The organism is Streptomyces sp. NPDC048718 (assembly GCF_043198875.1).
Taxonomy (GTDB): domain Bacteria; phylum Actinomycetota; class Actinomycetes; order Streptomycetales; family Streptomycetaceae; genus Streptomyces.
Genome location: NZ_JBICVG010000012.1, coordinates 181,693 through 206,152, shown reverse-complemented (window position 1 = coordinate 206,152; position 24,460 = coordinate 181,693). Strand labels below are relative to the sequence as shown.

Below are 24,460 nucleotides of genomic sequence, written 5' to 3'. Positions count from 1 at the left end.
CGTTTGTCGTGTCGAACAGTTTCAGGTCCAGCCACCCCCACTCAGCTATGCCGAGCGAGAACGTCACGGAGGGCCGGGATTATTTCCCGAAAGACTCACCCGCCCCGCCGGATAGGGCTAGACCGGCAAGTGACCCAAAAGGGTCATTCAGGCCCCCTGGGACATGCTTGGGACCGCGCCTCTAACGGACTGCCAGATAGGCCGCTGACCTGCGGTAAACGTGAAAAAGAGCGACGGCCTCCGGAGCCGCTGCAGGATCGGCGTCGTGGTCCGCTGCCGCCCTAGAGGACCACCACCACGCGCGGACCAGCTCCGGGTACACGCTGACCAGTTCGGTGCCATCCTTGGCCGTCCCGAAGGACGACTGCCACCGAGCACGAGCCGGTGCGGCATATCCAGACCGCCTGTTGCGATCCCCAGCTGCTCCGAAGGACGACCGCCACAGCGAACCCGAGGCCGCCGAAGGAACCGAGCTTGGCGTTGCGATCCTCGGCCACCCCGGGGGATGACCGCCACCAGGTCGCCTCTTTGCGATGCCCCTGTGGATGACCGCCACAATGCCTGGGGTGCGGTCAGCACCTTGGACAAGCCGTTGCGATCCTCGGCCGCCCCAGGGGGCGACCGCCACAGGCCGGTGCGCCACGAGTTCGCGCCACCCTGGGAGACATTGCGATCCTCGGCCGCCCCAGGGGCGACCGCCACCCGCCGCGCTCATCGCCAGCTGCGGTCCGGTGTACGACGTTGCGATCCTCGGCCGCCCCAGGGGGCGACCGCCACCAGATGATCGAGCGCCTGGAGCGCGAGCACGACCAGGTTGCGACCCTCGGCCGCCCCAGGGGGCGACCGCCACGAGGAGCGGTGCCACATGGCGCGGACGGTACGGGCGTTGCGATCCTCGGCCGCCCCAGGGGGCGACCGCCACACGACGCGGGTGCGTCGATCCGGATGCTGAGTGAGGAGTTGCGATCCTCGGCCGCCCCAGGGGGCGACCGCCACACACGGCACGCTGATCCTGGAGTCCACCTGGATCACCGCGTTGCGATCCTCGGCCGCCCCAGGGGGCGACCGCCACGCTGGCAGGGCTGTGGGGGGGACGTCCGACGACGTTGGTGTTGCGATCCTCGGCCGCCCCAGGGGGCGACCGCCACACGGGCCCTCAGCCGCACCACGGGGTCGGGGTCCGTGTTGCGATCCTCGGCCGCCCCAGGGGGCGACCGCCACACGGCCATCCCCTCCGGGTTGCCCCGCAGACCGTAGTTGCGATCCTCGGCCGCCCCAGGGGGCGACCGCCACCGCCCTGTACGCGGACGGAACGGCGGCCGAGCGGGCCGTTGCGATCCTCGGCCGCCCCAGGGGGCGACCGCCACCAGAGTTGCAAGAGGTGTCGCGCGCCGACGAATTCGAGTTGCGATCCTCGGCCGCCCCAGGGGGCGACCGCCACGAGGGGCGCTTTCCTCGTGGCCGCCGCCGCGATGGGGTTGCGATCCTCGGCCGCCCCAGGGGGCGACCGCCACTTCCTTGCCGAGGACGTGCGCGAGGATCGCCTCGATGTTGCGATCCTCGGCCGCCCCAGGGGGCGACCGCCACGCTCGTCGTCGCGCTTCATCCGGCGCATCGCATCGTCGTTGCGATCCTCGGCCGCCCCAGGGGGCGACCGCCACCGGCCTCGGTGCCCTCGGAGGTCACCATCAGGTTGGGGTTGCGATCCTCGGCCGCCCCAGGGGGCGACCGCCACTACGTCACCGCCGCCGAACTCGCGCGCATCGTCGTCGTTGCGATCCTCGGCCGCCCCAGGGGGCGACCGCCACGATGCCGCCGGCGTCGGGCTTCTGCGGGACGAAGTGGTTGCGATCCTCGGCCGCCCCAGGGGGCGACCGCCACAGTGCGGGCGGTCCACGATGTCGACGCCGACGACGTCGTTGCGATCCTCGGCCGCCCCAGGGGGCGACCGCCACAGTGGGCGCCTCACGGACAGCGGTCCGGGTACGACGTTGCGATCCTCGGCCGCCCCAGGGGGCGACCGCCACACCACGAGCGCGAGGCCGGATCGGCCACGACCCACTCGTTGCGATCCTCGGCCGCCCCAGGGGGCGACCGCCACGCCAGTTGATCAGGGAAAACCACCAGCGCTCGCATGCAGATACCCTCATCGCGAATGCGCGAATTTGCCTGATTCAGACATTTCGCCTGGGTCTGGTCTGCGTGTCGTGTGTCTGCTTGAGGTTCCGAACCTGTCTCGCGCCTACAGGACAAGGTCGTCACGATGGGGGTGAGTGCTGGCTACGCCGAGGGTGTGGACGTCTGCTGTGCCGGCGTGGGGTAGCCGGTAGATGCGGATGCTGTCGGTTTCGGTGTCGATCAGGTCTTCGAGGCCGTAGGTGAGTTGGAGGAGGGACTTGTCGTCGGTGACGATCTCGAAGACGGACTTCTGGACGCGGATGCCGTGGCCTTCGCAGAGTTTGGCGACGCGGCGGAGTCTGCGGCGGCCTTCGGGTGTGGTGGTGTCGACGTCGTAGGTGAGGAGCAGTTCCATCAGGCTGCGGTCCAGGGGAGGTAGGCGGGGAGTTCGCCTCTGAGGTGGCGGGCGAGGATGCGGGCTTGGACCACTGGGAGGAGGCCGGCGGGGACGTTTCGTCCCGCGAGGGGGTGTTCCCAGGGTTGGGTTTTCCAGTCTTGCCAGGCGGTGATGACGATCTTGCGGCCGTCGTCGGTGAGTCGTACGGCGCCGCCGGGTGTGGTCTCGAAGTGGGAGGGGCGGATCTGGCGGCGGTTGAGGAGGGTGAGGACGAAGCGGTCGGCGAGGACGGGGCGGAATTCCTCCATGAGGTCGAGCGCGAGTGCGGGCTTGCCGGGGCGGATGCCGTGGAGGAATCCGATGTACGGGTCGAGGCCGACTTGTTCGGCGGCTCCGTGGACGAGTCCGCGCAGCAGTCCGTAGGTGTAGGAGAGCAGGGCGTTGACGGGGTCGGTGGGGGGCCGGCGGTTTCGGTGGGTGAAGGCAGGGATGCCCTCTGTGGGCCGGATGGTGTCCGCCAGGGCTGCGAAGTGGGTGCGGGCGGCATTGCCTTCGGTGCCCATGAGTGTGTCGAGGGACGGGCAGGTACTGGTGGCGGCAAGGCCGTCGGCGAGCGCGTCGGCGGCCGCACGCATGCGGGTCTTGGGTGCGGGGGCTGCGTCTCGTGCGGCTCGCAGAAGGATCCAGCGGCTGTTGCGGATCTTGCCCGCGACCATGTTGCGGGCAATGGCGAGGCGGGCATCGGGGTCCGCGTGTGCCTGGTGCTGAGCGTGCCGGAGGAGGACGTTTCCGTGAACGGCTCCGTCGAGGCGGGCGAGGTAGCGGCCTCCTCTGGTCATCCATGTCACGGGCCTGCGGTCTTGTGCGCACCGGCCGATGAGTTCGGTGGAGAGGTTGATGTGTCCATACAGGACGATGGCGTCGATGCGGCGCAGGGGCAGGATCTGGCGACCTGGTGTGTCGGGCAGGTGGACGCGCAGGCTGTCCTGTTCGAGTCGGAGGTCGGCGCCCTGGGTTTGTACGTAGAGGGTGTTGAGGAGTTCGGTGGTCACTCGTCGGCGTCCTGTAATTCTGTGGTGTAGAGGGCGGTGAGGGCCTTGGTGTAGCGGCGGGTGCCGGCGAGGAGTTTGGGCATGCAGTCGGTGTTCATGGAGCAGCGGCGGCATCGGCTGTCGGCGGCGGGGCCGGGCAGGCGGCTGGTTTCGAGGAGGGTTCGTACGGCGTGGGTGGTGTCGAGGACGCGGGTGCGCAGGGTGTCGTCGACGGGGATGAGGTGGCGTCGGCGGTCGGCCGCGGAGAAGATCGCGGCCTCGGGCACGGGCTGGTGGAACATCGCTTCGAGGCAGATGGCCTGTGCGGCGGCTTGGATGTCGGCGGGGCCGCCGGGAATATACCGGCCTGATTTGTGTTCGACGGGCAGGATTCGTCCGTTGTTGTGGAGTTCGACGGTGTCGCAGATGCCGGTGAGGCCGTAGCCGTCGTGCCAGACGGGCAGGGCGTGCAGGGTTCGGACGGTTCCTCGTCCTTTGTTTCCCGGGGTGTCGACGCGCTGGTGCAGGTGGGTTCCGCGGATGGTGGCGGCGTCGTCGGTGAAGGTGTCTTCCAGGAGGATGAGGCCGCATTGCCGGGGGCAGTAGGCGTAGTGCTCCAGGGCGGAGAGGGAGACCTGCGGGAGTTCTCGCCCTCCGCCCTGCCGGGAGCCGGGTGGCGTCATCCGAGGGGGCTGGGGACGAGGGTGGTCAGGGTGACGCCGGGCGGGAGGTCGGTGTCGCGGACTTCGACGGTGCCGTAGTCGGAGAAGCTGCGGGCGTTGACGTCGTCACGGGCCTTGACGGTGATCCGTTCGAACAGATCGTGGGCAGGGGCGCGGCCGAAGGCGTCGTCGTGGGTGAAGACGTACAGACCGCGCAGGGTGAGGTTGGCGCGGGCGGCCGCGCGGTCGTGTTCGAGCATGATCTCGAAGGCGCGCCAGAAGACGGCGAGGTCGTCGGAGGTGACGCCGGTCCGGTGGGCGAGCGGGGCGCTGAAGTGTCCGGTGCCGCGGTAGAGGGCGTAGGGGACGATGTACTTGGAGCCCATCTCGGTCTCCTTGCCCTTGTTCTTGCCGTCCTTTTCCTCGGTGCGCTTGAGCCACGCCTTGAGGTCTTCTTCTTTGGTGGGGGTGACGCGGGTGATGCCGATGTCGAGCGGGGTGATGCGGTCGATGGAGCGGGAGAAGCCGATCTGGACGGGGCCCTGGACGCGGCCGGCCTGCTTGTCGGGTTTGCCGGTGGTCATGACGGCCCCGAACATGCGCACGTCGAAGAAGTTGCGGCACATCCATTCCTGCGCGGATTTCTGGTCGTGTGCCGATCCGGTGGTGTACGCGCGCTCATGCTGGGTGTTGAGGGCGGTGCCGGCTTCGACGTAGATCTCATAACCCTCGCGGGGTTCCATGGAGTTGATCAGGGCGACGGTGTTGCGGATCTTGCGTTTGATCGCGACGTCGGTGATCAGACCCTGGCCGCTGACGGGATCGGTGCGGGGCAGGCCGCCGTTGTCGGGATCTCCGTTGGCGTTGGAGTCGACGGCCTCGATGAGGAAGACGAAGTCGTGCTTGCGCGTGGGGTCGAGGTGGGCCGTGGTCATGACGGGGTGATGCTCCTTCAGTGCGGGTCTGTGGTGGTGCCGGTTCAAGCAGAGGTGTCCGAGGTAGATGCGGGGGTGCCTTGCTCGGGGACGGTGGCCTTCTTGCGTTCCGCGGCAACCCGCCTCTGCGCGATGTCGTCGTAGCGCTGGTGGGTGTAGCCGATGATGAACCGGCCCTGCTGGACGTCGTCAAGGTGTCCGGGCAGGTCAGTCATCACCTTGCGGTAGATCTCAAAGAGCCGAAATTCCAGCGCGTAGTGGGCGGCCGGCTTGTCCCGGCGCAGCTTCTTGAAGTGGGCTCCGGAGTCCTCGAACAGCCGCCGCAGGGTGACGCCGGGCGTGCTCACCGCGGCGCTGAAGTACTTGTCGCGCAAGGTGGTATTGATGTCCGGGAGCGCTTCGCTCTGTACGGATTCGAGGACGGCGAAGAGCCGGCCACAGATGTAAGCAGGGTCTTTGCTGTCGCTGTCGAGTCGATGCATCAGATGGTCCTGGGGGTCGGGGGAACGGTTGAGGAGCAGCCGCAGCAGGGCCAGGCGTGGCGCGTCGACCCGTTGGTCGGCGTGGACGCGTTGCAGGAGCAGCACGAGGGTCCGGGCCGGCGGGCGGATGCCGTGAAGGGCGGCGTGGAGGAGATCGACTTCCAGGCCGCGCGGGGCGCTGTCGGGTGCGTAGCGCTCGCCTTGCCAGCGGCCGCAGGAGAGAGCGAGCTGCCACAGGGGGAAGTAGCGGGTCTTGCCGGTCCATCCGTCCCATACTCCGTGGTCGGCGTACCAGGCGGCGAGGTTCTTCTTGGCCTGCCCGAGGGGGACGTCGATCCAGTCCCGTACGACGAGGCGGGCGTTGTTCAGGCCGAGGGATAGTCCGTAGAAGGCGTCCGGGTCAACGAGTTCCGCGGCGGTGGGGTCGGGGTCTTCGTTCATCGAGTCGATGAGGTCCTCGATGTCGGAAGCTTCTGGCTGGTCGTCGAAGAACATGTCGAGCGCGAGGTCAGGCTCGGCCTGCTTGGTCCACCACAGCAGTACGCCGTCGTCACGGAAGCGGCGGCGGTGCCGGTCGGAGGCGAGCAGATGGTTCAGGACGGCCATGGCCCTGCCGCCGCACCGGTGGCACACCGGGGTGTTCACCAGCTGAGTGGTACCCCCACGGCCTTGGGCCGGGGCGTTGATGCTGATGAGCTGGCCCTCGTTACTGCCTCCGGCAGTCGGGATGGCGCCCTTCTTCACCGGTTCGGGGATCGTGGCCAGCAGCGCACGGTGTTCACCGCACACCAGACACAGCCCCCTGCGCTCCGCGGCGCCGCCCTTACGGGCCCGCACCTCCTCGGCCCACAGGCGCTGCACGGACTCCAGCTGGTGCAGCCAGCGAGTGCCGACCATGAGTGCGACCGTGTCCTTCGCCTCCATGTCCGGCGGGATGTCGAACGCCGGAAGGCCGGTGGCAAGGAACGACTTCACCGCCTGGGCGGCAGGTTCGGTCTTCGCTCCATCCGCCCATCGGAGGGCAAGCTGGCGGTAAGCGTCGTGTCGCCGGGTGGCCTCGTCCTTGTCCTTCTCCGTGACGCTGCCGTCCTTGGCCTTCTTCGGGACCCCGAGCACGAACTCCGCGCTGTCCACCAGGAGGTAGGGAGGCACCTTCGTACCGGACCGCTGGACGTAGGGCACCGGCATACTCACCACCTGATCACGCCGACGACCGGACACCTTGCGGTTCAACGCCTTGGCGGTCAGGCCGTCTGCGGCAATGTCCAGCACCCAGTGGATCTGCTTCTCGCGGTAGAACTCTGCGGGAAGATCGTCGGCGATCCGGTCCCCGTACTCAGTCAGCCGCTTCAGCAGCACCCGTCAGCCCTCCGACCCGTCGGTGCGCCAGGCGGTAAGCGGCGCGGCAACCGCCTCGTCCGGCAAGGGATGCGGAGGCACCTCCAGCACGCCCTCGACGACGGACGCGCGAAACCACCGGTAACGCTCTCCCCGCGGCCCGTACTCGATCGAGTGCAGCATCACTCCGAGTTCCTCGTCGAACCGCACCACGCGCTGCCCCTCGTCGGGCTTTCCGAAGAAGGCGGTGAACTCCCGGCATCCGAGGAACGGCTGGGAGAAGCACGCACCCCGCTCGACCCGGCGGCGCAGCTGCTCACGGTACTTTTCCTCCGAGGCCGGCGGGTGGCCTTCTGAGCCGGCGAGCGCTTCGGGTTTCACCACGATCTGCGCGTGGATCCGGTAACGGACGTCCCGCAAGGCCAGTGTGCTGCGCTGATCCCGTTCCCGTTTCCGTTCCACGTCATAGCGGTACCGCCGGTCTGACTGGAGCTTCTCCACCTCCTGATCGCTGATCACCGACCTCACCTCATTACGGCGCACCCGCAGCCAGTTCACCGGACGCAGAACCTCGATTTTCCGCACCACATAAGCGAATTGAGGCTTCCAGTAGATCGCCTCCAGGACGCCTCTAGCCGCCGACGGCGTCATCACCTGATAGCTGACCCGCTCCGTCTTCAACTCCGGCCGCGTGAAACACGCGACATCCCCCCACACCTCCACCACCAGATCGGGGAAGGCCCAGCCCTCGTTCCCCCGTCGCGTCCTGCTCGGCGCGGGCACCGTCGCGCTCATCCGTCACATCACATCCCTGACAACCGCCCTCACCAGCCAGTCAGCGACAAGACCGAAGAGGGCATGCGAAACCATCGGGACATCAGTCACTACCTGTCCCCTATCGATCTCGCACTGTAGGCGCAGGTACTGACAACGCGCTCCAGGTTCGGAAGAACTGCACCCACAGAACCCCGCTGCCCCGCATCGGCATCTCGATCCACGGCGGCCCCGAAGGCCGACCGCCACCGCAAGGCGCCGGCCGCGAGGCCGCTGCCGAGGACGTTGCGATCCTCGGCCGTCCCGGAGGACGACCGCCACCCGCAAGGCCGAGACCGTTGCCGCCGCGACGGTGACGTTGCGATCCTCGGCCGTCCCGGAGGACGACCGCCACCCGATCGGGCCGAGGGCGAGCACCGCCGAGCAGTCGAGGTTGCGATCCTCGGCCGTCCCGGAGGACGACCGCCACACGCGCGACTCGCGCTCACGCGGATCAGCACGAACCTGTTGCGATCCTCGGCCGTCCCGGAGGACGACCGCCACCGCATTCGACGTCGACATGTCCGCCACATCCCGGATGTTGCGATCCTCGGCCGTCCCTGAGGACGACCGCCACACTCGTCGCTAGCCTGCAACGCGACCGACAGCCCGAGTTGCGATCCTCGGCCGTCCCGGAGGACGACCGCCACGTCACGGGTTCGTGACGTGCTGTGAGCGTAGGTGGGTTGCGATCCTCGGCCGTCCCGGAGGACGACCGCCACCCGGGCGGGTCGCCGTCGACCTGCCGGACGAGCTGGGCGTTGCGATCCTCGGCCGTCCCGGAGGACGACCGCCACGTGCGGGGCGGCCGCCGTGACCGCGTCGCGCAGCTGGTGTTGCGATCCTCGGCCGTCCCGGAGGACGACCGCCACATCGGCAGCTTCTGTGTGTCCGTCGCCTTCTTCAGCGTTGCGATCCTCGGCCGTCCCGGAGGACGACCGCCACGGAGGACCGGACAGTCCGGCCCGTAACCACCCGAGAGGTTGCGATCCTCGGCCGTCCCGGAGGACGACCGCCACGACCTCTTCAGCCTCAGCGTTCCAGCCGCCACGTATGAGTTGCGATCCTCGGCCGTCCCGGAGGACGACCGCCACCGGCGCCCTACATCCGCCCCCACGCGGGTGGCTCTTGTTGCGATCCTCGGCCGTCCCGGAGGACGACCGCCACGGGCTCGCTGTCGGCCCAGGACGTGGTGGCCTGAACGTTGCGATCCTCGGCCGTCCCGGAGGACGACCGCCACCACCCGCGGACGGGCTCACCCACCACGCGAGGGAGGTTGCGATCCTCGGCCGTCCCGGAGGACGACCGCCACGCGTGGCCCTTGACGACACCGACGACCCGAGCGAGGTTGCGATCCTCGGCCGTCCCGGAGGACGACCGCCACTGCGCGAGACCCCCAAGACCGCCAAGCCGAAGGGAGCGTTGCGATCCTCGGCCGTCCCGGAGGACGACCGCCACGCGGGCGCGCGAGGCGGGTTCCACGTCAGCTGACGGGTTGCGATCCTCGGCCGTCCCGGAGGACGACCGCCACCCCGCCGGCCCGTCCTCCTGCGCCAGGGCGGAGGAGGTTGCGATCCTCGGCCGTCCCGGAGGACGACCGCCACCCGGTGTGCACCGGCCTCCTTCGGCGGGGCGGGGGTTGCGATCCTCGGCCGTCCCGGAGGACGACCGCCACTCGCGGCGGGTGTGCTCGGCGCGGGCGGCGTCGAGGTTGCGATCCTCGGCCGTCCCGGAGGACGACCGCCACTGTCCTGCACGGTGAACGGTACTGCGGCAGCCTCCGGGTTGCGATCCTCGGCCGTCCCGGAGGACGACCGCCACAGGTGCCAGTGGAACCGGTACCGCTGGAGGAGCCGGAGGTTGCGATCCTCGGCCGTCCCGGAGGACGACCGCCACCCGCACTCCGCTCGGAGTTGCGCGGTCACGTCGTCGAAGTTGCGATCCTCGGCCGTCCCGGAGGACGACCGCCACGCGGCGGCGTCCGGGAGCTCGGGCGGGAGGTAGCCGCGTTGCGATCCTCGGCCGTCCCGGAGGACGACCGCCACTCGCAGCAGCCGCCGCTTTCTCCTCACGGCTCTTGGAGTTGCGATCCTCGGCCGTCCCGGAGGACGACCGCCACACCACACGACCTGCAGGGTATCCGCAAGCCGGAGCTTCTTGAAGAACGACCACAAAGCCCATATCGACAAAAGATAGACATTTCGCTTGGGTGCGATGCGTGCTTGGCGTGTGCGCTTGAGGTTCCGAAGTGCCCGAGCTCTGCCTCGCGGAGGGCCCGGGCCCCACGAGCGCCTCGGTCGTGTCGGCGGCCCATCCTAAGGTGGTGCATCCAAGAATGCTGGCCGTTCGATCCCCGGAGGGAACATATGTCCGAGCGTGAGTTACTTGCCCACAGCCGCAGTTCACTGTCGGGGCTCCGACATCCCCTGGTGGATCATTTGCGCGGCACGGCCGCATTGGCCAGATCTTTTGCCGAGGTCTTCGGTGCCGGTGAGACAGCCGAGTACCTGGCGCTGGTTCACGATGTGGGGAAGGGGTGCGGCGCCTGGCAGGACCGGTTGATCAACCATGCCGAGGCAACCGGTAAGCCAGTCGGCATTCCCCATAAGGAGGCAGGAACGGCTCTTGCCGCCCAGGCGGTGGGACGCCGACTCGCCGCTGTGGTGTACGGGCATCACGGAGGTCTTCCGGATCAGGGGAAGGTCAAGAAAGTCCTGGCCGAGCTTCGGGGAAGCGAATTAAACGCGGTCCGTGCCCGCGAGGCGACGGAGGCCGTGGCCCGGGTGGTGCCGGAGATTCTGCGCGAGGGCCGGATTCCTCCGCCGGCCTGGCTCTCTCGGATCGAGACGGGACGGAACAGAGCCCTCACGGTGGACGCGTTCACGCGCATGCTGTTCAGCTGCGTGGTCGACGCGGACTACCTGGACACCGCCGCTCACTTCGCTGGAGAGAAGGTGCGCGTCGCTCCAGGCGCGGACATGACCGCACTGCTGGAGCGTTTCGAGCAGCGCAGGGCGCAGCTGCTGGCACGCCGTGCGGCGTCGCCGGTGGATGAACTGCGTGAGGGGGTGTACGAGGAGGCGCTCGCGGCGGCCGCAGGTGCGCCGGGTATGTACGTGCTGCACGTGCCGACGGGTGGCGGCAAGACGATCGCGGCGGGTGGGTTCGCGTTGCGGCATGCGGTCCAACACGGTCTGCGGCGTGTGGTGTTCGCTGTTCCTTACATCAGCATCACTCAGCAGAACGCCGAGGTGTACCGGGACTTGCTCGACCCCACCGCCGAGGACGAGGCCGATCCTGTCGTGCTGGAGCATCACAGCTCGGTGGAGCTGGACGAGGAGGACGGGGCAGGGGCCTGGGCGCGCTTGGCGGCCGAGAACTGGGATGCGCCGGTTGTCGTCACGACGACGGTGCAGTTGTTCCAGTCTCTGTTCGCGCACAAGCCTTCCGTGATGCGCAAGCTGCACCGGCTTGCCGGGGCGGTCATTGTGCTGGACGAGGTCCAGGCCCTTCCCGACCGGCTACTGATTCCCATCCTGAGTATGCTGCGCGAGCTGGTGGAGCGCTTCGGCGCGTCGGTCGTCTTGGCGTCCGCGACGCAGCCCTCGTTCTGGTCCCTGGCGCAGCTCGACGGGCTGCCGCGGCGCAGCGTGATCGAGGATGTGACCAGGCTGTTCGACGCCCTGCGCCGGGTCTCGTACGAATGGCGACTGGGGCCTGATGTCACGTGGGAGTCGATCGCCGGGGACATCGTCGCCGAAGGCGGTGAGCAGGTTCTGACGGTCGTGAACACCACGCGGGACTCGGCCCGCTTGCACCGCCTGCTGGCCGGCGCGGACGGCGGGCCGCGAGTGACGGCTCCGGTGTGGCACTTGTCGACGCGGATGACCGCCGAGCACCGTCGCGAGGTGATCAAGCATGTACGCGGTGAACTCGCGGCCGGGCGCCCCGTGCACGTGGTGTCCACGTCATTGATCGAGGCTGGTGTGGATGTGGACTTCCCGAGGGTGTACCGGGCATGGGCGCCTGCCGAGTCGCTCCAGCAGGCGGCGGGCCGCTGCAACCGCGACGGCCGACTGACACAGGGCACGGTCGTGGTGTTCCGGCCGACCGACGGCGGCACGCCGAAGGACCAGTCGTACCAGGCTGCCATGGACGCGAGTGCAGAGTACTTCGGGCCCGGCGCACACACTCCGGACCATCTGGAGGCGCTCGCCGGCTACTACGAGAAGCGCTGGGCCTTGCAGGGCACCGACGGACGACTGATGGGCGAAGGGATCCAGGAACTGCGCCAGCTGCTGGACTTCCCCGCCGTCGCCGACGAGTTCCAAATGATCGACAACCGCTACGCACAGTCCGTCATCGTGATCCGCCCGGAGAAGTCCGACGAGGAGCGCGCCGCGATCGAGGCGGACATCGCCCTTCTGCGTTCCCCCTACCCAGCGGGCCCTGAGCCCCTGCGTCGCCTTCAGCCCCACATGGCGACCCTGCCCCGGCACGAGGTTGCCCAGGCGCTCCGTTCCGGACTGGCCCAACCCGTCATTGGCGACCTCGTCGAATGGCAGGGAAAATACGACGCCGTGCGCGGACTGGACCCGAACGATCCAGAGGACCGGGGCGGTTACGTGATTTGACCCTCTGAGGCATCTACCACGGGTACACGCGAGGAACTCAACTTAATGAATTTTCGGCGGCTAGGAATCTTCACGGCAGAGGCTGGATCGCCATCTCCCCGCGTCGCTGCGGAACTCCACCGCGGGAACGATTCGCGCCCCGAACCCGCAGCAAACCAGGTGTTCCGTTCACCGGGCTGTTCTTCTGCTAACCCGACGGCCGCCCATTCGGACCGCACCTGGTGCCCGCCCGGCTCCACCGGCGATTTTCGCGCCGCAGGCCGCGCGGGCCCGTGCACCGGGGCGCTGGCCCGAGCCCGCGAATACACAGTCGTCTTCGCCCCTCGCCCCGCCCCGCTCGTCGCCCTCGTCGACCGGATCGGCGGTAGACCGCTCGGGCACCCTCCCCGCACGGCTCACCTGCAGCGCCTCCATCAAACGCACCCGCTGACACCGGGCCATTGGCAGGGCTCGAGAGCGCGCCCACGACCCGGCTGCAAGCTGGCCCCGCGGCGTGGGCGCGAACACCACCCAAAATCAAAGACTACCCTGCCCTGCAATTTCCAGGGCAGGGCAGAAGACGCAAGCGTGCAATATAGACGATGGTTCCCGGTTTCCGAAACCGGTGGTTCGCAGGGATGATCAGAACGTCACCAACCTTTCCTTGCCTGCCACTTGAAAGGCCCCTTAGGAGCTGATGCGACATCAGAAATGCTTCCACCTCAAGCCATCTTGTCGATCTCGGCACGGGAGTGCACACGGCCTTGGGGGCTTTCCTCGGTCCTACCGGGTTCCCTCACTCCCACCTCTGGGTTGAGCCACCCGCAGGGGGCTGACCTGGCTCGGACTCTCTTCGCTGAGCATGGCAAGCTCCGCGCGGACCAAGAAAGTTGTTCTCCGTGCGCGAATCCCACAGTCCTTCACTGGACTTTTCCGCGTTCTCCTTTATGGTCGTCGTTCCCGCCCCGCCTCCACCAAAGGAGCGTGAACGACCTGACCCTCGTACTCACTCGCGCCATCGGCACAACGTGCCGCCTCAAGGACCTCATGTCAGTACAAAATCACGCAGCGGACGATCGCCTCGCTTCCGGCGATCACATATACGGAGATTGGCTCGCGACCGGCGAACTCGCGCGCCTCTTGAAAATCGATCCTTCGACCCTCCGCCGCTGGCGCACAGCCCGCCCTCCGCAGGGCCCTCCGTTCGTCTCGGTGTCCGGTCGGGTCACCTTGTACAACGCCACCGATGTCGACCGCTGGCTGCGTACGCGCCGTGTCGATCCCGGACAGGCGGTCTGACGTGGCCGCAACGTCCTCCGCCAGTGTCGAGGCGATACCGATCGGTGTCCGCCTCAAGACCGATGTCGAGTACCGCCCCAACCGCCCCTCCCCCTACCGAGCACGGGTGCGATGGTGGGACTCGGAGAAGAAGGCCCGCAAGTCGCTCTCCGCGGCCATGGGAAGCGAGGACGAAGCCCAAGAGTGGCTCGCCGGCCTCGTCGAGGCCGCCGAGGCCGGCATCACCCCGACGCTCGCCACCATGCCGCTGTCCGACTACGGGAACGCGAACATGGAACTGGCCCTGCGGGGGCTTGAACTGAAAACGCGCGACCCCTACCTCGCCGGGTGGAAGCTCCGCGTGGTGCCCGCGCTCGGACACCTGCCGGTTCGGATGATCACCAACGGCGCGGTCGACCGCACCGTGCAGAACTGGATCGCCGACGAGCAGAGCCGGTCGACGGTCAAGAACACCATCGCGGTCCTCGTCCGCGTCATGGAGCAAGCGGTCCGCGACAACGTCATCAAGATCAACCCGGCTCGCGTGACCGGCTGGCAGAGGCTCTACAGGCAGGCCGAGGACGAACTCCGCAACCCCCGCGCACTGGCCCTGCCCGACTGGGGGGCGCTCATCCAGCTCGCCGACGCCCTCGTCGCCGCGTCCCACGGCGAGTTCCAAGGCTGGGGCAGCGTCGTCCTGTTCGCCGCGTGCACCGCGGCACGCATCGGCGAAGTCTCCGGCTGCCGAGTCGGGGACGTCGACACCGCGAACTGGATCTGGACCGTCCGGCGGCAGACGACCCCGGCCCCCGGCGGCCTGGTCGACAAAGGAACCAAGGGCAAGCGCGCCCGCCAGGTACCCATCATCGAAGAGATCCGGCCGCTCGTCGCACAGCGCATCCTGGCCGCGGGCCCCGACCCCGACGCCCGTCTGTTCACAGGGCCGCGCGGCGGTCGTATCTCCACCGCGGTCCTTCGTGACGCCACCCACTGGGACGACGTCGTCAACAAGCTCGGTTATGAACATCTGCGTCGGCACGATCTGCGGCACACCGGACTCACCTGGTTCGCCGACGCCGGCGTCCCCGTGCACGTCCTACGCAAGATCGCCGGCCACGGTTCCCTGACCACCACCCAGCGCTACCTGCACCCCGACGTCCGTCAGATCACCGCCGCCGGCGCGGCACTGACCGCGCACCTCGGCATGCTCCGCGCCCCCCGGACCCTTCCGAGCCCGATCGCCGTCGCCCGCTGACACGGTCAAGACGGGGTTGGTCCCCAAGTGGTCCCCAAAAACGATCAAGGGGCTGTTCCAGATTGCTCTGAAACAGCCCCTGACCTGCGACTCTTTCGAGTCGGGACGACAGGATTTGAACCTGCGACCCCTTGACCCCCAGTCAAGTGCGCTACCAAGCTGCGCCACGTCCCGGTGCCCGTCCGCCCCGGCTTCGAGTTCCGCGGCGGCGTGCAAGAGAACATTACCTCACTTCACGGGGTGGATCAGCACACCCCGCGTCACCGCGGTCCGGGCGGGACAATGACGGGGTGGACAGGGATCGTGATCAGGAAGGCCGGGCCCGCAGCGCGCGGCCGCGGGACGGGCTGGGGCGGCCGCTGCCGTACGGGGCGGCGGGGGTGGCGCGGCAGCCCGAGGGAGTCGCGCGGGAGCCGGCGGAGACGGTGCGGGAGGCGCAGCGGCTGCTGGACGCGGGGATGCCGTTCCACGCGCACGAGGTGTTCGAGGACGCGTGGAAGTCGGGGCCCGGGGCCGAGCGGGATCTGTGGCAGGGGCTCGCGCAGCTGGCCGTGGGGCTGACGCACGCGGCTCGCGGGAACGCGGCGGGCGGGGCGCGACTGCTGCGGCGCGGGGCCGGGCGGATCGAGGAGTACGCGGCGCGGGGCCCCGAGGCCGCCGAGGCGTACGGGATCGACTGCGCGGGGCTGGCCGGCTGGGCGCGTGGGCTCGCCGGGCGGGTGGAGGCCGCTGGCGCGGGGGTGCCCGACGCCGCGGCCGAGGCCCCGCGGCTGCTGCGGGCCGGGCCCTGAGAACCGGGCCCTCAGCGTCAGGCACCGGGCGTCGGACGCCGAGTGTCAGGCACTGAGGAAGAGTTCCGCGGGTGCGCGGTGGATGAGGGTGGGGAGCATCGATACCGGGCGGTCGTCGGCCGGTCGCAGCCCGGGCAGCAGCCGTATGAGTTCCTGAAGCGTGGCCCGTAGCTGGACGCGGGCCAACTGGGACCCCGGGCAGCCGTGCGGGCCGTGGCCGAAGGCGAGGTGGCGGGGGTGCGGTCGGGGCCGGGTGAGGTCGAGGACATCGGGGTCCGGGTGGCGTTCCGGGTCCCGGTTGGCGGAGCCGTAGGCGACGAAGACGGTGGCTCCGGCGGGCAGTTCGGTGCCCGCGAGAGTGACGGGCCGGGTGGTGGTGCGGCGAAAGCCCTGAACGGCGGTGTCGTAGCGGGCGGCCTCCTCGACGGCGTCCGGGACGAGCGCGGGGTCGGCGCGCAGCAGATCCCACTGCGCGCGGTGGGACAGCAGGTGGAGCACCGTGGTGCCGATGAGGGCCGTGGTGGTGAGGTGGCCGGCGATGAGCAGGTTCTGGAGGGTGGCGACGAGTTCGCAGCGCTGGTCGTCGGTGAGATCGTCCGCCCCCGGGCCGGCACCCCCTTCGGGAGCGAGTGCGGCCACGAGGGCCGTGATCAGGTCGTCGCGGGGGTGGGCGCGGCGGGCGCGGGCGTAGTGGTCGAGCAGCCGCTGGAGCGCGACGACCTCGTGGGCAGCGGCGACCTGCTCGTCCTCCGGAAGAGGCCGGAAGAGCAGGCGTTCGGCGCTGTACGAGCCGTGGACGGCGGCCGGTACGTCGGCCGGGTCCAGGCCGAGGAGCCGGCCGATCACGGCGGCGGGGAGCCGGCGGGCGTAGCGGGCCATGAGATCGGCGCTGCCGTCCGTGGCGATCGCGTCGGCGAAGTCGCGGGCGAGGAGGCCGGCCTGCTCGGTGACGTATGAGGTGAGCAGGGCGATCCGGGCGGCGGACAGGCCGCTGTTCAAGGGCGCCCGGTGACGGTGGTGGGCGGAGCCGTCGCTGGAGACGACGGTGGGCCGGGGCGCGAAGCCGGTGGCGAGGACCGCGAGCGCGGCGGGGCCGGGCTGGATGTCGGGGCGCAGGGCGTGGACGGAGGAGAAGTCCTCGGACCGGAGCAGGACTTCGCGGACGTCGGCGTCGCGTGAGACGAGCCAGGCGTCGAGGAGCGGCACGAAGGTGAGGCCGGGAGTACGGCGGGCGCGGGCGTACAGGGGGTACGGGTCGCGCTGGAGCGCGTCGAGCCGCGCCTGGCGGTCCTGCCGGTCCCGGGCCGCCGCCCTGTCCTGCTCCTTGCCCTGCTCCGTGCCCTGCTCCTTGTCCTGATCCGTGCCCTCGGCCCGGCCCATGGCCTTGTCCTGATCCACGCGGTTCCTCCGCACGCAGGGGGTGGGTGTGGTGCGCCGCGCCCCATGGTGCGGGGGCACCCTTCCGGGTGACCAGGGGTGCGGGGACGGGTGGCGTGAAAGGGACGCACGAGGGGCCGTTCACGGCCGAGTCGCACCCCCTGCCGGGCCGGAGACCGACCCGCCCCGGCCCACCCTCCGGCCGGGTCGGGCCGGGCAGGGGCGGGCAGGGGCGCGAGTCAGGTGGCGTTCAGCGCGTGGAGCAGGACCTCGGTGTGGCTGTGTTCGGGGTTCTTGGCGGCGGTCAGCAGGGTCACCGGCCCTTCGGCCGCCCGTGCGCGCAGGTCCGAGAGGGCCTCGGCGGCATCCGGTTCGGCGAGCTCCCGCTCGTACCGGCGGCGGAACTCGCCGTACTCCCCCTCCGAACCGTGGTACCAGCGGCGCAGCCCGGTGGACGGGGTCAGTTCCTTGGGCCACACGTCGATGTGCGCGTCCGCCTTGGCGAGGCCGCGCGGCCAGAGGCGGTCGACGAGCACCCGCAGCCCGTCGTCGGGTCCGGGCGGATCGTAGATCCGCCGCACGCGGACCCTGGGGTGCGAGGTGTGAGCCATGCCCTCAGGGTGCCGGAGCGGCAGGGGCCTCACACCTCGGGCAGGAGACTCACCCCTCGGGCGCGTCCTCCGGCCGGGGCGTGGCCTTCCGGTCGAGCGCGGCCGGACCCGGGGCCGCGCTGAGGGCCGTACCCCCGCCCGGACCGGGGGCCGGATCCGAAACCGCGATCAGGGCCGGGCCCTCAGCCTGGGCGCCGCTGACACCGAGCGCCGGAAGCAGCACCGCGTCCACGAACACCGGCATCGTGTCCACGTCCTCGAAGCGCTCCTCGAACAGGCGCTCGACGCGCAGCATGCCCAGGAAGCTGGGGGCGACGAACCCGATCGCCGGGTTGTCGGCGGCGATCTCGCCCCGCTCGACGCCGCGCGCCAGCATCGCGTCGAGCGCGGCGACCTCGGGCTCGATGACCGTCTCGCGCAGCGCGGCACGCAGATCGGGATGCTGGATGTACGCCTGGCTGACGGCCTCCATCAGTTCGGCGTCGCGATCGCGACGGCAGGAGGCGACACGAGCCGCCTCGCGCAGATCACCGGCGAGGGAGCCGGTGTCGATCCCGGTGAAGACGGTGACCCGGCGTTTGTCGAGGGCGGCGGTGACCAGGCGCGGCTTGGTGCCCCACTGACGGTAGAGGGTGGCCTTGCCGCACTTGGTGCGGGCGGCGACGCCCTCCATGGTGACGGAGTCGTAGCCGCCCTCGCGCAGCATGCCGATGACGGCCTCGTACAGCTCGGCCTCCCGCTCTGGGGTGAGCTTGCTGCGCCGGGCTGCGGCGGTGGCGGCCTTCGTGGACATCGATTTCCTCCCGGACACACCGGACATCATCCCGTACCGTCCGGCCTCGCTCGCCTCTGCCGGGGCGGCCGCCTGCGGCTCGCTCCGCGCACTGCTTCGCGCCCATCCGAGAGTAGGACGCGCTCAATCGAGACGCAAACGTATCGAGACGGTTGCGTCTCGATGAATTGGCCTCTAGAGTTCCTCCGTTTGTTGTCGATTTTGGTGGAAAAAGGGGCCGTGCCATGGCTACCGGGATACGCGGGATACGCGGAGTACGTCCTGCCGCACCGGGGGCGGCGGCTACCCCCGTACCACCGCCCGAAGACTCGAAGCGAGAAAGATCACTGTTCGCCCGGCCACCGGCCGGCCGGCCCCCGCTCGTCCGCGAGCTGCTGCTCGTCACGGTGCTGTTCCTCGTCTACAAGCTCGGCCGGCTCTTCGCCAACGGCCACGAGACCCGCGCCTTCCACAACGCCGACCGCGTCTGGAACGCCGAGCGCGCGGTCCATCTGCCCGGCGAGGAAGCGGTCCAGCAGCTCCTGCTGCACGGCGAGGGACTGGTCCGGGCCGCCAACACGTACTACGCGGCCGTGCACTTCCCGGCCACGATCGCCTTCCTCGTCTGGCTCTACTGGCGCCGCCCCGGCCATTACGTCTGGGCCCGCCGGACCCTCGCCCTCGTCACCGCCGCCGCGCTCGCGCTGCATCTGCTGATGCCGCTGGCGCCGCCCCGGATGCTCGCCGCGAGCGGCCTGATCGACACCGGACGGGTCTACGGACCGTCGGTGTACGGCGCGTCGCCCGAGACCGACACGATGGCGAACCAGTTCGCGGCGATGCCCTCCCTTCACTTCGGCTGGGCGCTGATGGTCGCGATCGGGCTGATCGCCGCCACCCGCTCGCGCTGGCGCTCGCTGTGGCTGCTGCACCCCTTGCTCACCCTGCTCGTGATCGTCGGGACCGCGAACCACTACTGGTTCGACGCGCTGGCCGCCACGGTGCTGCTCGGCATCGCGCTGTACGCGGTGCCCGCGCCGGGCCGCACGCTCGGTGAGGACGAGGACGACGTCCGGCCCAGAGCTCCGCTGACTCCCGCCACCGCCGGGGCCACGGCGGGGGCCCTGTGATGAGTACGGCCCTCGGGACCCTGCTCGCGGTCCTCCTCTCGCTCGTCTCCGCCGCCGGGTACGCGTTCGCCGCCGTCGCCCAGTCGCGGCTCGCGTCCGCCAACCCGGCCGGGCAGGGGTCGCTGCGGCGGCTGCTCGGCCGCCCGCAGTGGTGGTGGTCGGTCGGCCTGAACGCCGCCGGTGCGCTCGCCCATGTCGCCGCCCTGCGGTACGGGCCGCTCACCCTCGTCCAGCCGCTCGGCGCGCTGACCCTCGTGGTGGCGCTGCCGATCGGGGCGTACGGGGCGGGTCGCCGGGTCGGCCGGACGGAGTGGCGCGGCGCGGCCTGGACGCTGGCCGGCCTGGTCGGGCTGATCGCCGTGACGGGCCCGGTGGCGCCCGGCGAGATCCTGGACATGCGCGAGACGCTGATCGTCACGGGAGTGACGCTGCTGGTCATCGCCGTCCTGGCCGGCCGGTCGCGGGCCCGGATGGGTACGGGCTCACGGGGGCGGGGCCTCGGGCACGCCATGGCGTCCGGTGTCGCGGGCGCCGTCGGCTCGGCGCTCACCCAGACGCTCACCGTCGCGTTCGCCCAGGACCTGCCCGGCGGACCGACGGCGTGGTGGGAGACGACGGTGCTCGCGCTTTTGATCGCCGCGTTCGCGGCGGGCGGGCTGGTGCTCGCGCAGGCCGCCTACCAGGGCGGGCTGGCCGCCCCGCTCGCGGTGGTCAACATCGCCAACCCGACCGCCGCCGCCGTCATCGGCGTGGCGCTCCTCGGCGAGACGTTCCGCGCGGGCTCCTGGGGCTGGCTCGTCGCCGCACTCGCCGCCCTGATGGCGGGCCGGGGCGTCCTGCTGCTGACGGCCGGCCTCGAACCCGAGACGGGATCCGGGGCGGAATCCGGGGCGGAAGCGGCCCTGGCGCCGGTCCCGCCCCCGCCCCCGGTTGCGGGCAGGAAGCCGAGCCTGGCCGGAGGCCCGGTCCCGGAGACGGTTCCGGAGACGGTTCCGGCCGGGGCCGGAGCGCCCGGTGGCCGGGCTCCTACGGCCGCACCCGGTGGCCGCGCCACCACGACCGCCCCCGGACCGTTTCCCATGGAAACGCTTCACGTACGGGATGCGTGGGACGGGCGGGACGGACGGGAGCCCGGGGACGTACCGCGTCCCCGCACCGCGTCGAACCCGGTGCCCGAGCCTGCCCGCTGAGCCGGTCCACCCACCGGCCGGGCGGCATCCGGCGCCACCCGGCGGCCCGCGACCCTCGCGGGCCGCCGGTTCGTATCTCAGCCGGACGTGATGCCCAGGGCCTCGCGTATCCCGGCGGCCAGTCGCGCGTCCAGGCCCGGCACGGTCATCCGGTTCTTGACCACCGCGAAGGAGAACCGGTGCGCCGGATCGGCGAAGCCCGTGGTGCCGCCCGACCCACTGTGGCCGAAGGCGCCCGCCGGGCGCACCGGCGACGGACGGCTGTCGCCGACCGTGAAGCCGTAGCCCATCGCGCCCGGCCCGCCCATCGTCCGGTCCACCCCGCTGAACTGTGGGGTGGCCGCGGTCTTCAGCGTGGCTCCGGACAGCAGCCGCACCCCGTCCAGCTCGCCGCCGCAGGCCAGCGCCGCGTACATCCGGGCGGCCGCACGGGCGGTCAGGTATCCGTTCGACGGCAGCACCGTGCTGCGGAAGTCGCTACGGTTGGCCAGCTCCGCGAGGGGCAGGACGCCGGGCGGAGCGGCGACGAAGAACGGCGCGCCGGGCGGCATCCGGTCCAGCAGCGCCCCCCAGCCGCCGTCGTCGCAGTCCGCCACCCGTGACGCGAGGTGCTCGGGGATATGGAAGAGCAGGTCGTCGCCGATCCCGAGCGGCTCGGCCAGCTCCTCGCGCAGCAGCTCGTCGCAGCTTCGGCCGGTGGCACGGCGCAGGATCTCCGCCACGAGGATGCCGTAGGTCCAGGCGTGGTAGCCGAACGCGCTGCCCGGCTCCCAGCGCGGCGGCTGCGCGGCCAACCAGTCGGCCATGGCGGGCAGGTCGAGCAACTGCTCCACGGTGATGTCCGGCGGCAGATGGGGCAGCCCCGCCGCGTGGCCGAGCACATGCCCCAGCGTGATCCCTTCCTTGCCGGCCGCGCCGAATTCGGGCCAATGGCGCGCCACGGGCGTGTCGTACGCCAGCGCTCCCCGGTCCACCAGCACGGCGACCAGCGCCGCCACCACGCCCTTCCCCATCGACCAGGCCGGAATGATCGTGTCCGGCCCCATCGGCCGCTCGCCGGCCGCGTCGACGGATCCCGCCCAGGCGGCCACCTGCACCCCGCACTCCGCGCCGGAGGCGGTCACCTCCGCCAGGATGTCCTCGACGCGCCGTTGTGCCGCGTTGTCCAGCCCCGCCGTCTTCGTCCCCACCAGCCGTGTCCCTCCCCCGTGGGCCCGCTTCCCGGGTCCCCACCGCTTCCAACTCCCCCGCGTCCGCCCGGGTTCCCGGCCTCCTCACGTCACCTTCCACGCCCCGCGCGAACACGCCCCGGACGTACGACTCGGACGTATGCCCCGGCCGTACGACCCGACACACAGCCTCACGCCCCGGACGCACGGCCGGAAACCGACGAGGGCGGGCGGGCCGGCGGATCGGCGGCACTACGCTCGGCGGGCACCCGGCCCCGCGCCCACCCCCCGTCCCGCTCGCGTGTCCCGCCGCTCCCACCCGCGCTCGCCCAGGCCGCTCCCGCGTGCCCCCGGCGGCCGGCCGCTCGTTGTCCCTCCGCCCGCCCCGCTCTCGCGCGCCGCCGAAGGGACCTCCATGGCCGAGACTCCGACCATCTCCCCCGCCTCCCTCCAGGACTGGTCGACGGTCCGCGACTGGGCCGCGGCCGAGGGCTGGAACCCGGGGCTCGCGGACACCCGCACGTTCTTCGCCCAGGACCCCGGCGGCTTCTTCCTGGGACGGCTCGGCGGAGAGCCGGTGTCGGCGATCTCCGTCGTCAACTACGACGCCGACTACGCCTTCCTGGGGTTCTATCTCGTCCGTCCCGACCTGCGCGGTCACGGCCACGGCCTGGCGATCTGGCGGGCCGCGCTCGCGCACGCGGGCGGGCGGACGGTCGGGCTCGACGGGGTGCCTGCACAGCAGGACAACTACCGCCAGTCGGGGTTCGCCCTGGCCCACCGGTCCGCTCGCTACGTCGGGGAAGTGCCGCGGCCAAAGCGGCCCGCGGCCGGGGTGGTGGCGGCCGAGCGGGTCGATCCGGCCGTGCTCGCCGCGTACGACAGTGCCTGCCACCCGGCCGACCGGCCGAGGTTCCTCGCGTCCTGGCTCGGCACGCCGGGGCACCGGGCGCTGGCCCGGGTCGTGGATGGCCGCCCCACCGGATACGGCGTGGTCCGGCCCGCCGAGCAGGAGGCGCGGATCGGCCCGCTGTTCGCCGACACCCCGGCCGACGCCGCCGCCCTCCTCGACGCGCTCGCCGCCGAGGCCCGGGCCTTCGGCGCGTCCCGGATCGCCGTCGACATGCCGGAGGTGAACCCGGCGGCGGCCCGGATCGCCGAGGAACGCGGGCTCACGCCCACGTTCGAGACGGCCCGCATGTACACGGGTCCGATCCGTCCGGTCGCGTGGGAGCGGGTCTACGGTGTGACGACACTCGAACTGGGCTGAGGAAAGGAGCCACGCGGTGGGCGGTAACGGGGACTGGCAGCGGTTGGTGTCGGGGCTGTTCGAGCGGGTACGGCGTGAACTGGCCGCCGCGCTGGAGGGGCTCGCGGACGCCGAGCTGGACGAGCGGCTCGCCCCGGGCCTCAACAGTCCCGGGTGGCTCGCCTGGCATGTGGCCCGTGGTCAGGACCGGAACGTGTCCGAGCTGATGGGCGCGCCCCAGTTGTGGGTGGCGGACGGCTGGGCGGCGCCGTGCGGGCGTCCGGCGGATCCATCGGACACCGGCTTCGGTCACTCGCCTGCCGAGGCCGCCGCCTTCCGCAGCCCGGGGGGTCGCCTGCTTCTCTCGTACCACCGTGCCGTCCACGAACGGACTGAGCGGTATTGCGCGTCGGCACCGGCCGGCGACCTCGGACGGTCCGTCACCAGCCCGACCCTGGGCAACACCCACACCGTCGAGGAGCGGTTGCGGGGTCTTCTCGCGGATTCCTTCGCCCACTTGGGGCAGATCGCCCTGCTGCGCGGGGCGCCGTCCGGCGGAGCGCGGGAGGAGCCGGGAACGCGGTAGGGGGCCGGAAGCATGGGAGAGGCCGGGATCACGGTGCTCGCGGCGGGATTTCCCCCGAGCGGTTCCGGGCGGTCTCCCGGCGGACGCCCGGCCCTTTCCCGGTTTTCGGCCGGGGCTCCCCCGCCCCTCCCCCGCCACCCGCCGAGGGGGACAAGGGTTTTCCCCGTATCGGGCGCACCCCGGCGTTCCCTACTGTCTGGCCCACCGGCAGATCCCACCCCCCGCCACCCTCCTGCCCAGCGCAGGAGAAGGGCGGCGGGTCCGCCGGGGGCGGCCTTGACCCGGGCCGTCGCGCCGGTGGCGGCGCAAGGGACCCCACTCCCGGGGAACGGCGGGACGCGACCCCACTTCGCCCCCTCGTTCCCGCGCCGCCGCCCTGCTCCCTCTCCTCCCTTTCCTTCGCCCCGCCGGCAGATCCGCCCGGCAGATCCGCACAGCAGATCCGCCCGGGGCGCCCCCACGGAAACCGGCCCTCCCTTTCGCACCTTCCGGCCTTCCTGCCCTCTTCCGTCGTCTCCCTCGCACGCGGGCCGGGCGCGCGCGACACGGCCTCGCGGGCTCGTTGGCGTATATACGCCGAACGTGACCGGTGAAGTGCCCCGGCCGCCGTGCCCCCATGCGTACACACCGTCGCCCCTCGCCCCGTCTTCGCAGGTCAGCGCG

The 24,460-nt window shown here is 70.9% G+C and carries 17 protein-coding genes, 1 tRNA gene, 1 pseudogene and 2 CRISPR repeat arrays; of the genes and pseudogenes, 8 read left to right on the top strand and 11 right to left on the bottom strand.

What is annotated here, in order from left to right; genetic code table 11:
• Positions 1-519: 519 nt before the first annotated feature.
• Positions 520-2,101: direct repeats of the CRISPR family, unit length 37 nt; unit sequence GTTGCGATCCTCGGCCGCCCCAGGGGGCGACCGCCAC.
• Between the two features lie 141 nt (positions 2,102-2,242).
• Genes cas2 through cas5c form a run of 6 tightly spaced genes read right to left on the bottom strand, consistent with a single transcriptional unit; the run spans position 2,243 to position 7,758 of the window.
• Complete coding sequence (cas2, locus tag ACGFRB_RS23270; RefSeq protein ID WP_393245525.1) at positions 2,243-2,533, bottom strand: CRISPR-associated endonuclease Cas2; 291 nt, start codon at positions 2,531-2,533, stop codon at positions 2,243-2,245.
• Positions 2,533-3,567 carry a type I-C CRISPR-associated endonuclease Cas1c gene (gene cas1c / locus ACGFRB_RS23265; RefSeq protein ID WP_393245523.1) on the bottom strand — a complete coding sequence of 345 codons (1,035 nt, stop codon included), beginning with the start codon at positions 3,565-3,567 and terminating at the stop codon, positions 2,533-2,535. The genes cas2 and cas1c overlap by 1 nt, the downstream gene beginning before the upstream one ends.
• Entirely contained in the window at positions 3,564-4,229 is a 666-nt protein-coding gene (gene cas4, locus ACGFRB_RS23260) for a CRISPR-associated protein Cas4 (protein WP_393245521.1), read from the bottom strand. The genes cas1c and cas4 overlap by 4 nt, the downstream gene beginning before the upstream one ends.
• On the bottom strand, positions 4,226-5,143 hold the full coding sequence (gene cas7c, locus ACGFRB_RS23255; RefSeq protein ID WP_393245519.1) for a type I-C CRISPR-associated protein Cas7/Csd2: 918 nt from the start codon (positions 5,141-5,143) through the stop codon (positions 4,226-4,228). The genes cas4 and cas7c overlap by 4 nt, the downstream gene beginning before the upstream one ends.
• Before the next feature lie 44 nt (positions 5,144-5,187).
• On the bottom strand, positions 5,188-6,984 hold the full coding sequence (gene cas8c / locus ACGFRB_RS23250; RefSeq protein WP_393245517.1) for a type I-C CRISPR-associated protein Cas8c/Csd1: 1,797 nt from the start codon (positions 6,982-6,984) through the stop codon (positions 5,188-5,190).
• Positions 6,985-6,987: 3 nt separating this feature from the next.
• Positions 6,988-7,758: a type I-C CRISPR-associated protein Cas5c gene (gene cas5c / locus ACGFRB_RS23245; RefSeq protein ID WP_393245515.1), complete on the bottom strand. Its 771-nt coding sequence runs from the start codon at positions 7,756-7,758 to the stop codon at positions 6,988-6,990.
• A 191-nt stretch (positions 7,759-7,949) separates the two neighbouring features.
• Positions 7,950-9,895: direct repeats of the CRISPR family, unit length 37 nt; unit sequence GTTGCGATCCTCGGCCGTCCCGGAGGACGACCGCCAC.
• Positions 9,896-10,142: 247 nt separating this feature from the next.
• Here cas5c and ACGFRB_RS23240 point away from each other — a divergent pair.
• From ACGFRB_RS23240 to ACGFRB_RS23230, 3 genes are all read left to right on the top strand, one after another.
• Positions 10,143-12,410, top strand: a complete 2,268-nt coding sequence (locus ACGFRB_RS23240; RefSeq protein WP_393245513.1) for a CRISPR-associated endonuclease Cas3'' — start codon at positions 10,143-10,145, stop codon at positions 12,408-12,410.
• A 963-nt stretch (positions 12,411-13,373) separates the two neighbouring features.
• Positions 13,374-13,688 carry a helix-turn-helix transcriptional regulator gene (locus tag ACGFRB_RS23235; RefSeq protein WP_393245511.1) on the top strand — a complete coding sequence of 105 codons (315 nt, stop codon included), beginning with the start codon at positions 13,374-13,376 and terminating at the stop codon, positions 13,686-13,688.
• A gap of 1 nt (position 13,689) precedes the next feature.
• The gene (locus tag ACGFRB_RS23230; RefSeq protein WP_393245509.1) at positions 13,690-14,922 is read left to right on the top strand and encodes a tyrosine-type recombinase/integrase; all 1,233 of its coding nucleotides are present in this window, start codon (positions 13,690-13,692) and stop codon (positions 14,920-14,922) included.
• A 100-nt stretch (positions 14,923-15,022) separates the two neighbouring features.
• On the opposite strand, the gene ACGFRB_RS23225 is transcribed toward ACGFRB_RS23230, so the two are convergent.
• A tRNA-Pro gene (locus tag ACGFRB_RS23225) sits at positions 15,023-15,096 on the bottom strand.
• 116 nt (positions 15,097-15,212) lie between these two features.
• On the opposite strand from ACGFRB_RS23225, the gene ACGFRB_RS23220 reads away from it, so the two are divergent.
• The gene (locus tag ACGFRB_RS23220) at positions 15,213-15,713 is read left to right on the top strand and encodes a DUF309 domain-containing protein (RefSeq protein WP_393245507.1); all 501 of its coding nucleotides are present in this window, start codon (positions 15,213-15,215) and stop codon (positions 15,711-15,713) included.
• A gap of 45 nt (positions 15,714-15,758) precedes the next feature.
• Here the strand turns inward: ACGFRB_RS23220 and ACGFRB_RS23215 are convergent, their stop codons facing one another.
• The 3 genes and pseudogenes from ACGFRB_RS23215 to ACGFRB_RS23205 form a co-directional block, all read right to left on the bottom strand.
• Complete coding sequence (locus tag ACGFRB_RS23215) at positions 15,759-17,111, bottom strand: cytochrome P450 (protein WP_393245506.1); 1,353 nt, start codon at positions 17,109-17,111, stop codon at positions 15,759-15,761.
• 218 nt (positions 17,112-17,329) lie between these two features.
• Positions 17,330-17,701: a DUF488 domain-containing protein gene (locus ACGFRB_RS23210; protein WP_393245504.1), complete on the bottom strand. Its 372-nt coding sequence runs from the start codon at positions 17,699-17,701 to the stop codon at positions 17,330-17,332.
• Between the two features lie 172 nt (positions 17,702-17,873).
• Positions 17,874-18,494 (bottom strand): annotated as a pseudogene (locus tag ACGFRB_RS23205) (TetR/AcrR family transcriptional regulator C-terminal ligand-binding domain-containing protein); the annotation flags it as partial.
• Positions 18,495-18,880: 386 nt separating this feature from the next.
• Here ACGFRB_RS23205 and ACGFRB_RS23200 point away from each other — a divergent pair.
• Together ACGFRB_RS23200 and ACGFRB_RS23195 are read left to right on the top strand one after the other, a co-directional pair.
• Positions 18,881-19,603: a phosphatase PAP2 family protein gene (locus ACGFRB_RS23200; RefSeq protein WP_393245502.1), complete on the top strand. Its 723-nt coding sequence runs from the start codon at positions 18,881-18,883 to the stop codon at positions 19,601-19,603.
• On the top strand, positions 19,603-20,793 hold the full coding sequence (locus ACGFRB_RS23195) for a DMT family transporter (RefSeq protein ID WP_393245500.1): 1,191 nt from the start codon (positions 19,603-19,605) through the stop codon (positions 20,791-20,793). The genes ACGFRB_RS23200 and ACGFRB_RS23195 overlap by 1 nt, the downstream gene beginning before the upstream one ends.
• Before the next feature lie 77 nt (positions 20,794-20,870).
• Here ACGFRB_RS23195 and ACGFRB_RS23190 read toward each other — a convergent pair whose 3' ends face one another.
• A complete protein-coding gene (locus ACGFRB_RS23190) occupies positions 20,871-21,983 on the bottom strand; it encodes a serine hydrolase domain-containing protein (protein WP_393245498.1) in 1,113 nt (370 codons plus the stop codon).
• Positions 21,984-22,377: 394 nt separating this feature from the next.
• Between ACGFRB_RS23190 and ACGFRB_RS23185 the strand changes: the two genes are divergently transcribed.
• Both ACGFRB_RS23185 and ACGFRB_RS23180 read left to right on the top strand, forming a co-directional pair.
• Positions 22,378-23,232, top strand: a complete 855-nt coding sequence (locus tag ACGFRB_RS23185; protein WP_393245496.1) for a GNAT family N-acetyltransferase — start codon at positions 22,378-22,380, stop codon at positions 23,230-23,232.
• A 16-nt stretch (positions 23,233-23,248) separates the two neighbouring features.
• Positions 23,249-23,797: a DinB family protein gene (locus ACGFRB_RS23180; RefSeq protein WP_393245494.1), complete on the top strand. Its 549-nt coding sequence runs from the start codon at positions 23,249-23,251 to the stop codon at positions 23,795-23,797.
• Positions 23,798-24,460 lie beyond the last annotated feature (663 nt).

Excerpts from the sequence above, each read along its gene's own strand:
- ACGFRB_RS23210 (WP_393245504.1), bottom strand. The coding sequence starts at position 17,701 with ATGGCTCACACCTCGCACCCCAGGGTCCGCGTGCGGCGGATCTACGAT.
- cas2 (WP_393245525.1), bottom strand. The coding sequence starts at position 2,533 with ATGGAACTGCTCCTCACCTACGACGTCGACACCACCACACCCGAAGGC.
- ACGFRB_RS23185 (WP_393245496.1), top strand. The coding sequence starts at position 22,378 with ATGGCCGAGACTCCGACCATCTCCCCCGCCTCCCTCCAGGACTGGTCG.
- cas4 (WP_393245521.1), bottom strand. The coding sequence starts at position 4,229 with ATGACGCCACCCGGCTCCCGGCAGGGCGGAGGGCGAGAACTCCCGCAG.
- cas7c (WP_393245519.1), bottom strand. The coding sequence starts at position 5,143 with ATGACCACGGCCCACCTCGACCCCACGCGCAAGCACGACTTCGTCTTC.
- cas5c (WP_393245515.1), bottom strand. The coding sequence starts at position 7,758 with ATGAGCGCGACGGTGCCCGCGCCGAGCAGGACGCGACGGGGGAACGAG.
- ACGFRB_RS23195 (WP_393245500.1), top strand. The coding sequence starts at position 19,603 with ATGAGTACGGCCCTCGGGACCCTGCTCGCGGTCCTCCTCTCGCTCGTC.
- ACGFRB_RS23240 (WP_393245513.1), top strand. The coding sequence starts at position 10,143 with ATGTCCGAGCGTGAGTTACTTGCCCACAGCCGCAGTTCACTGTCGGGG.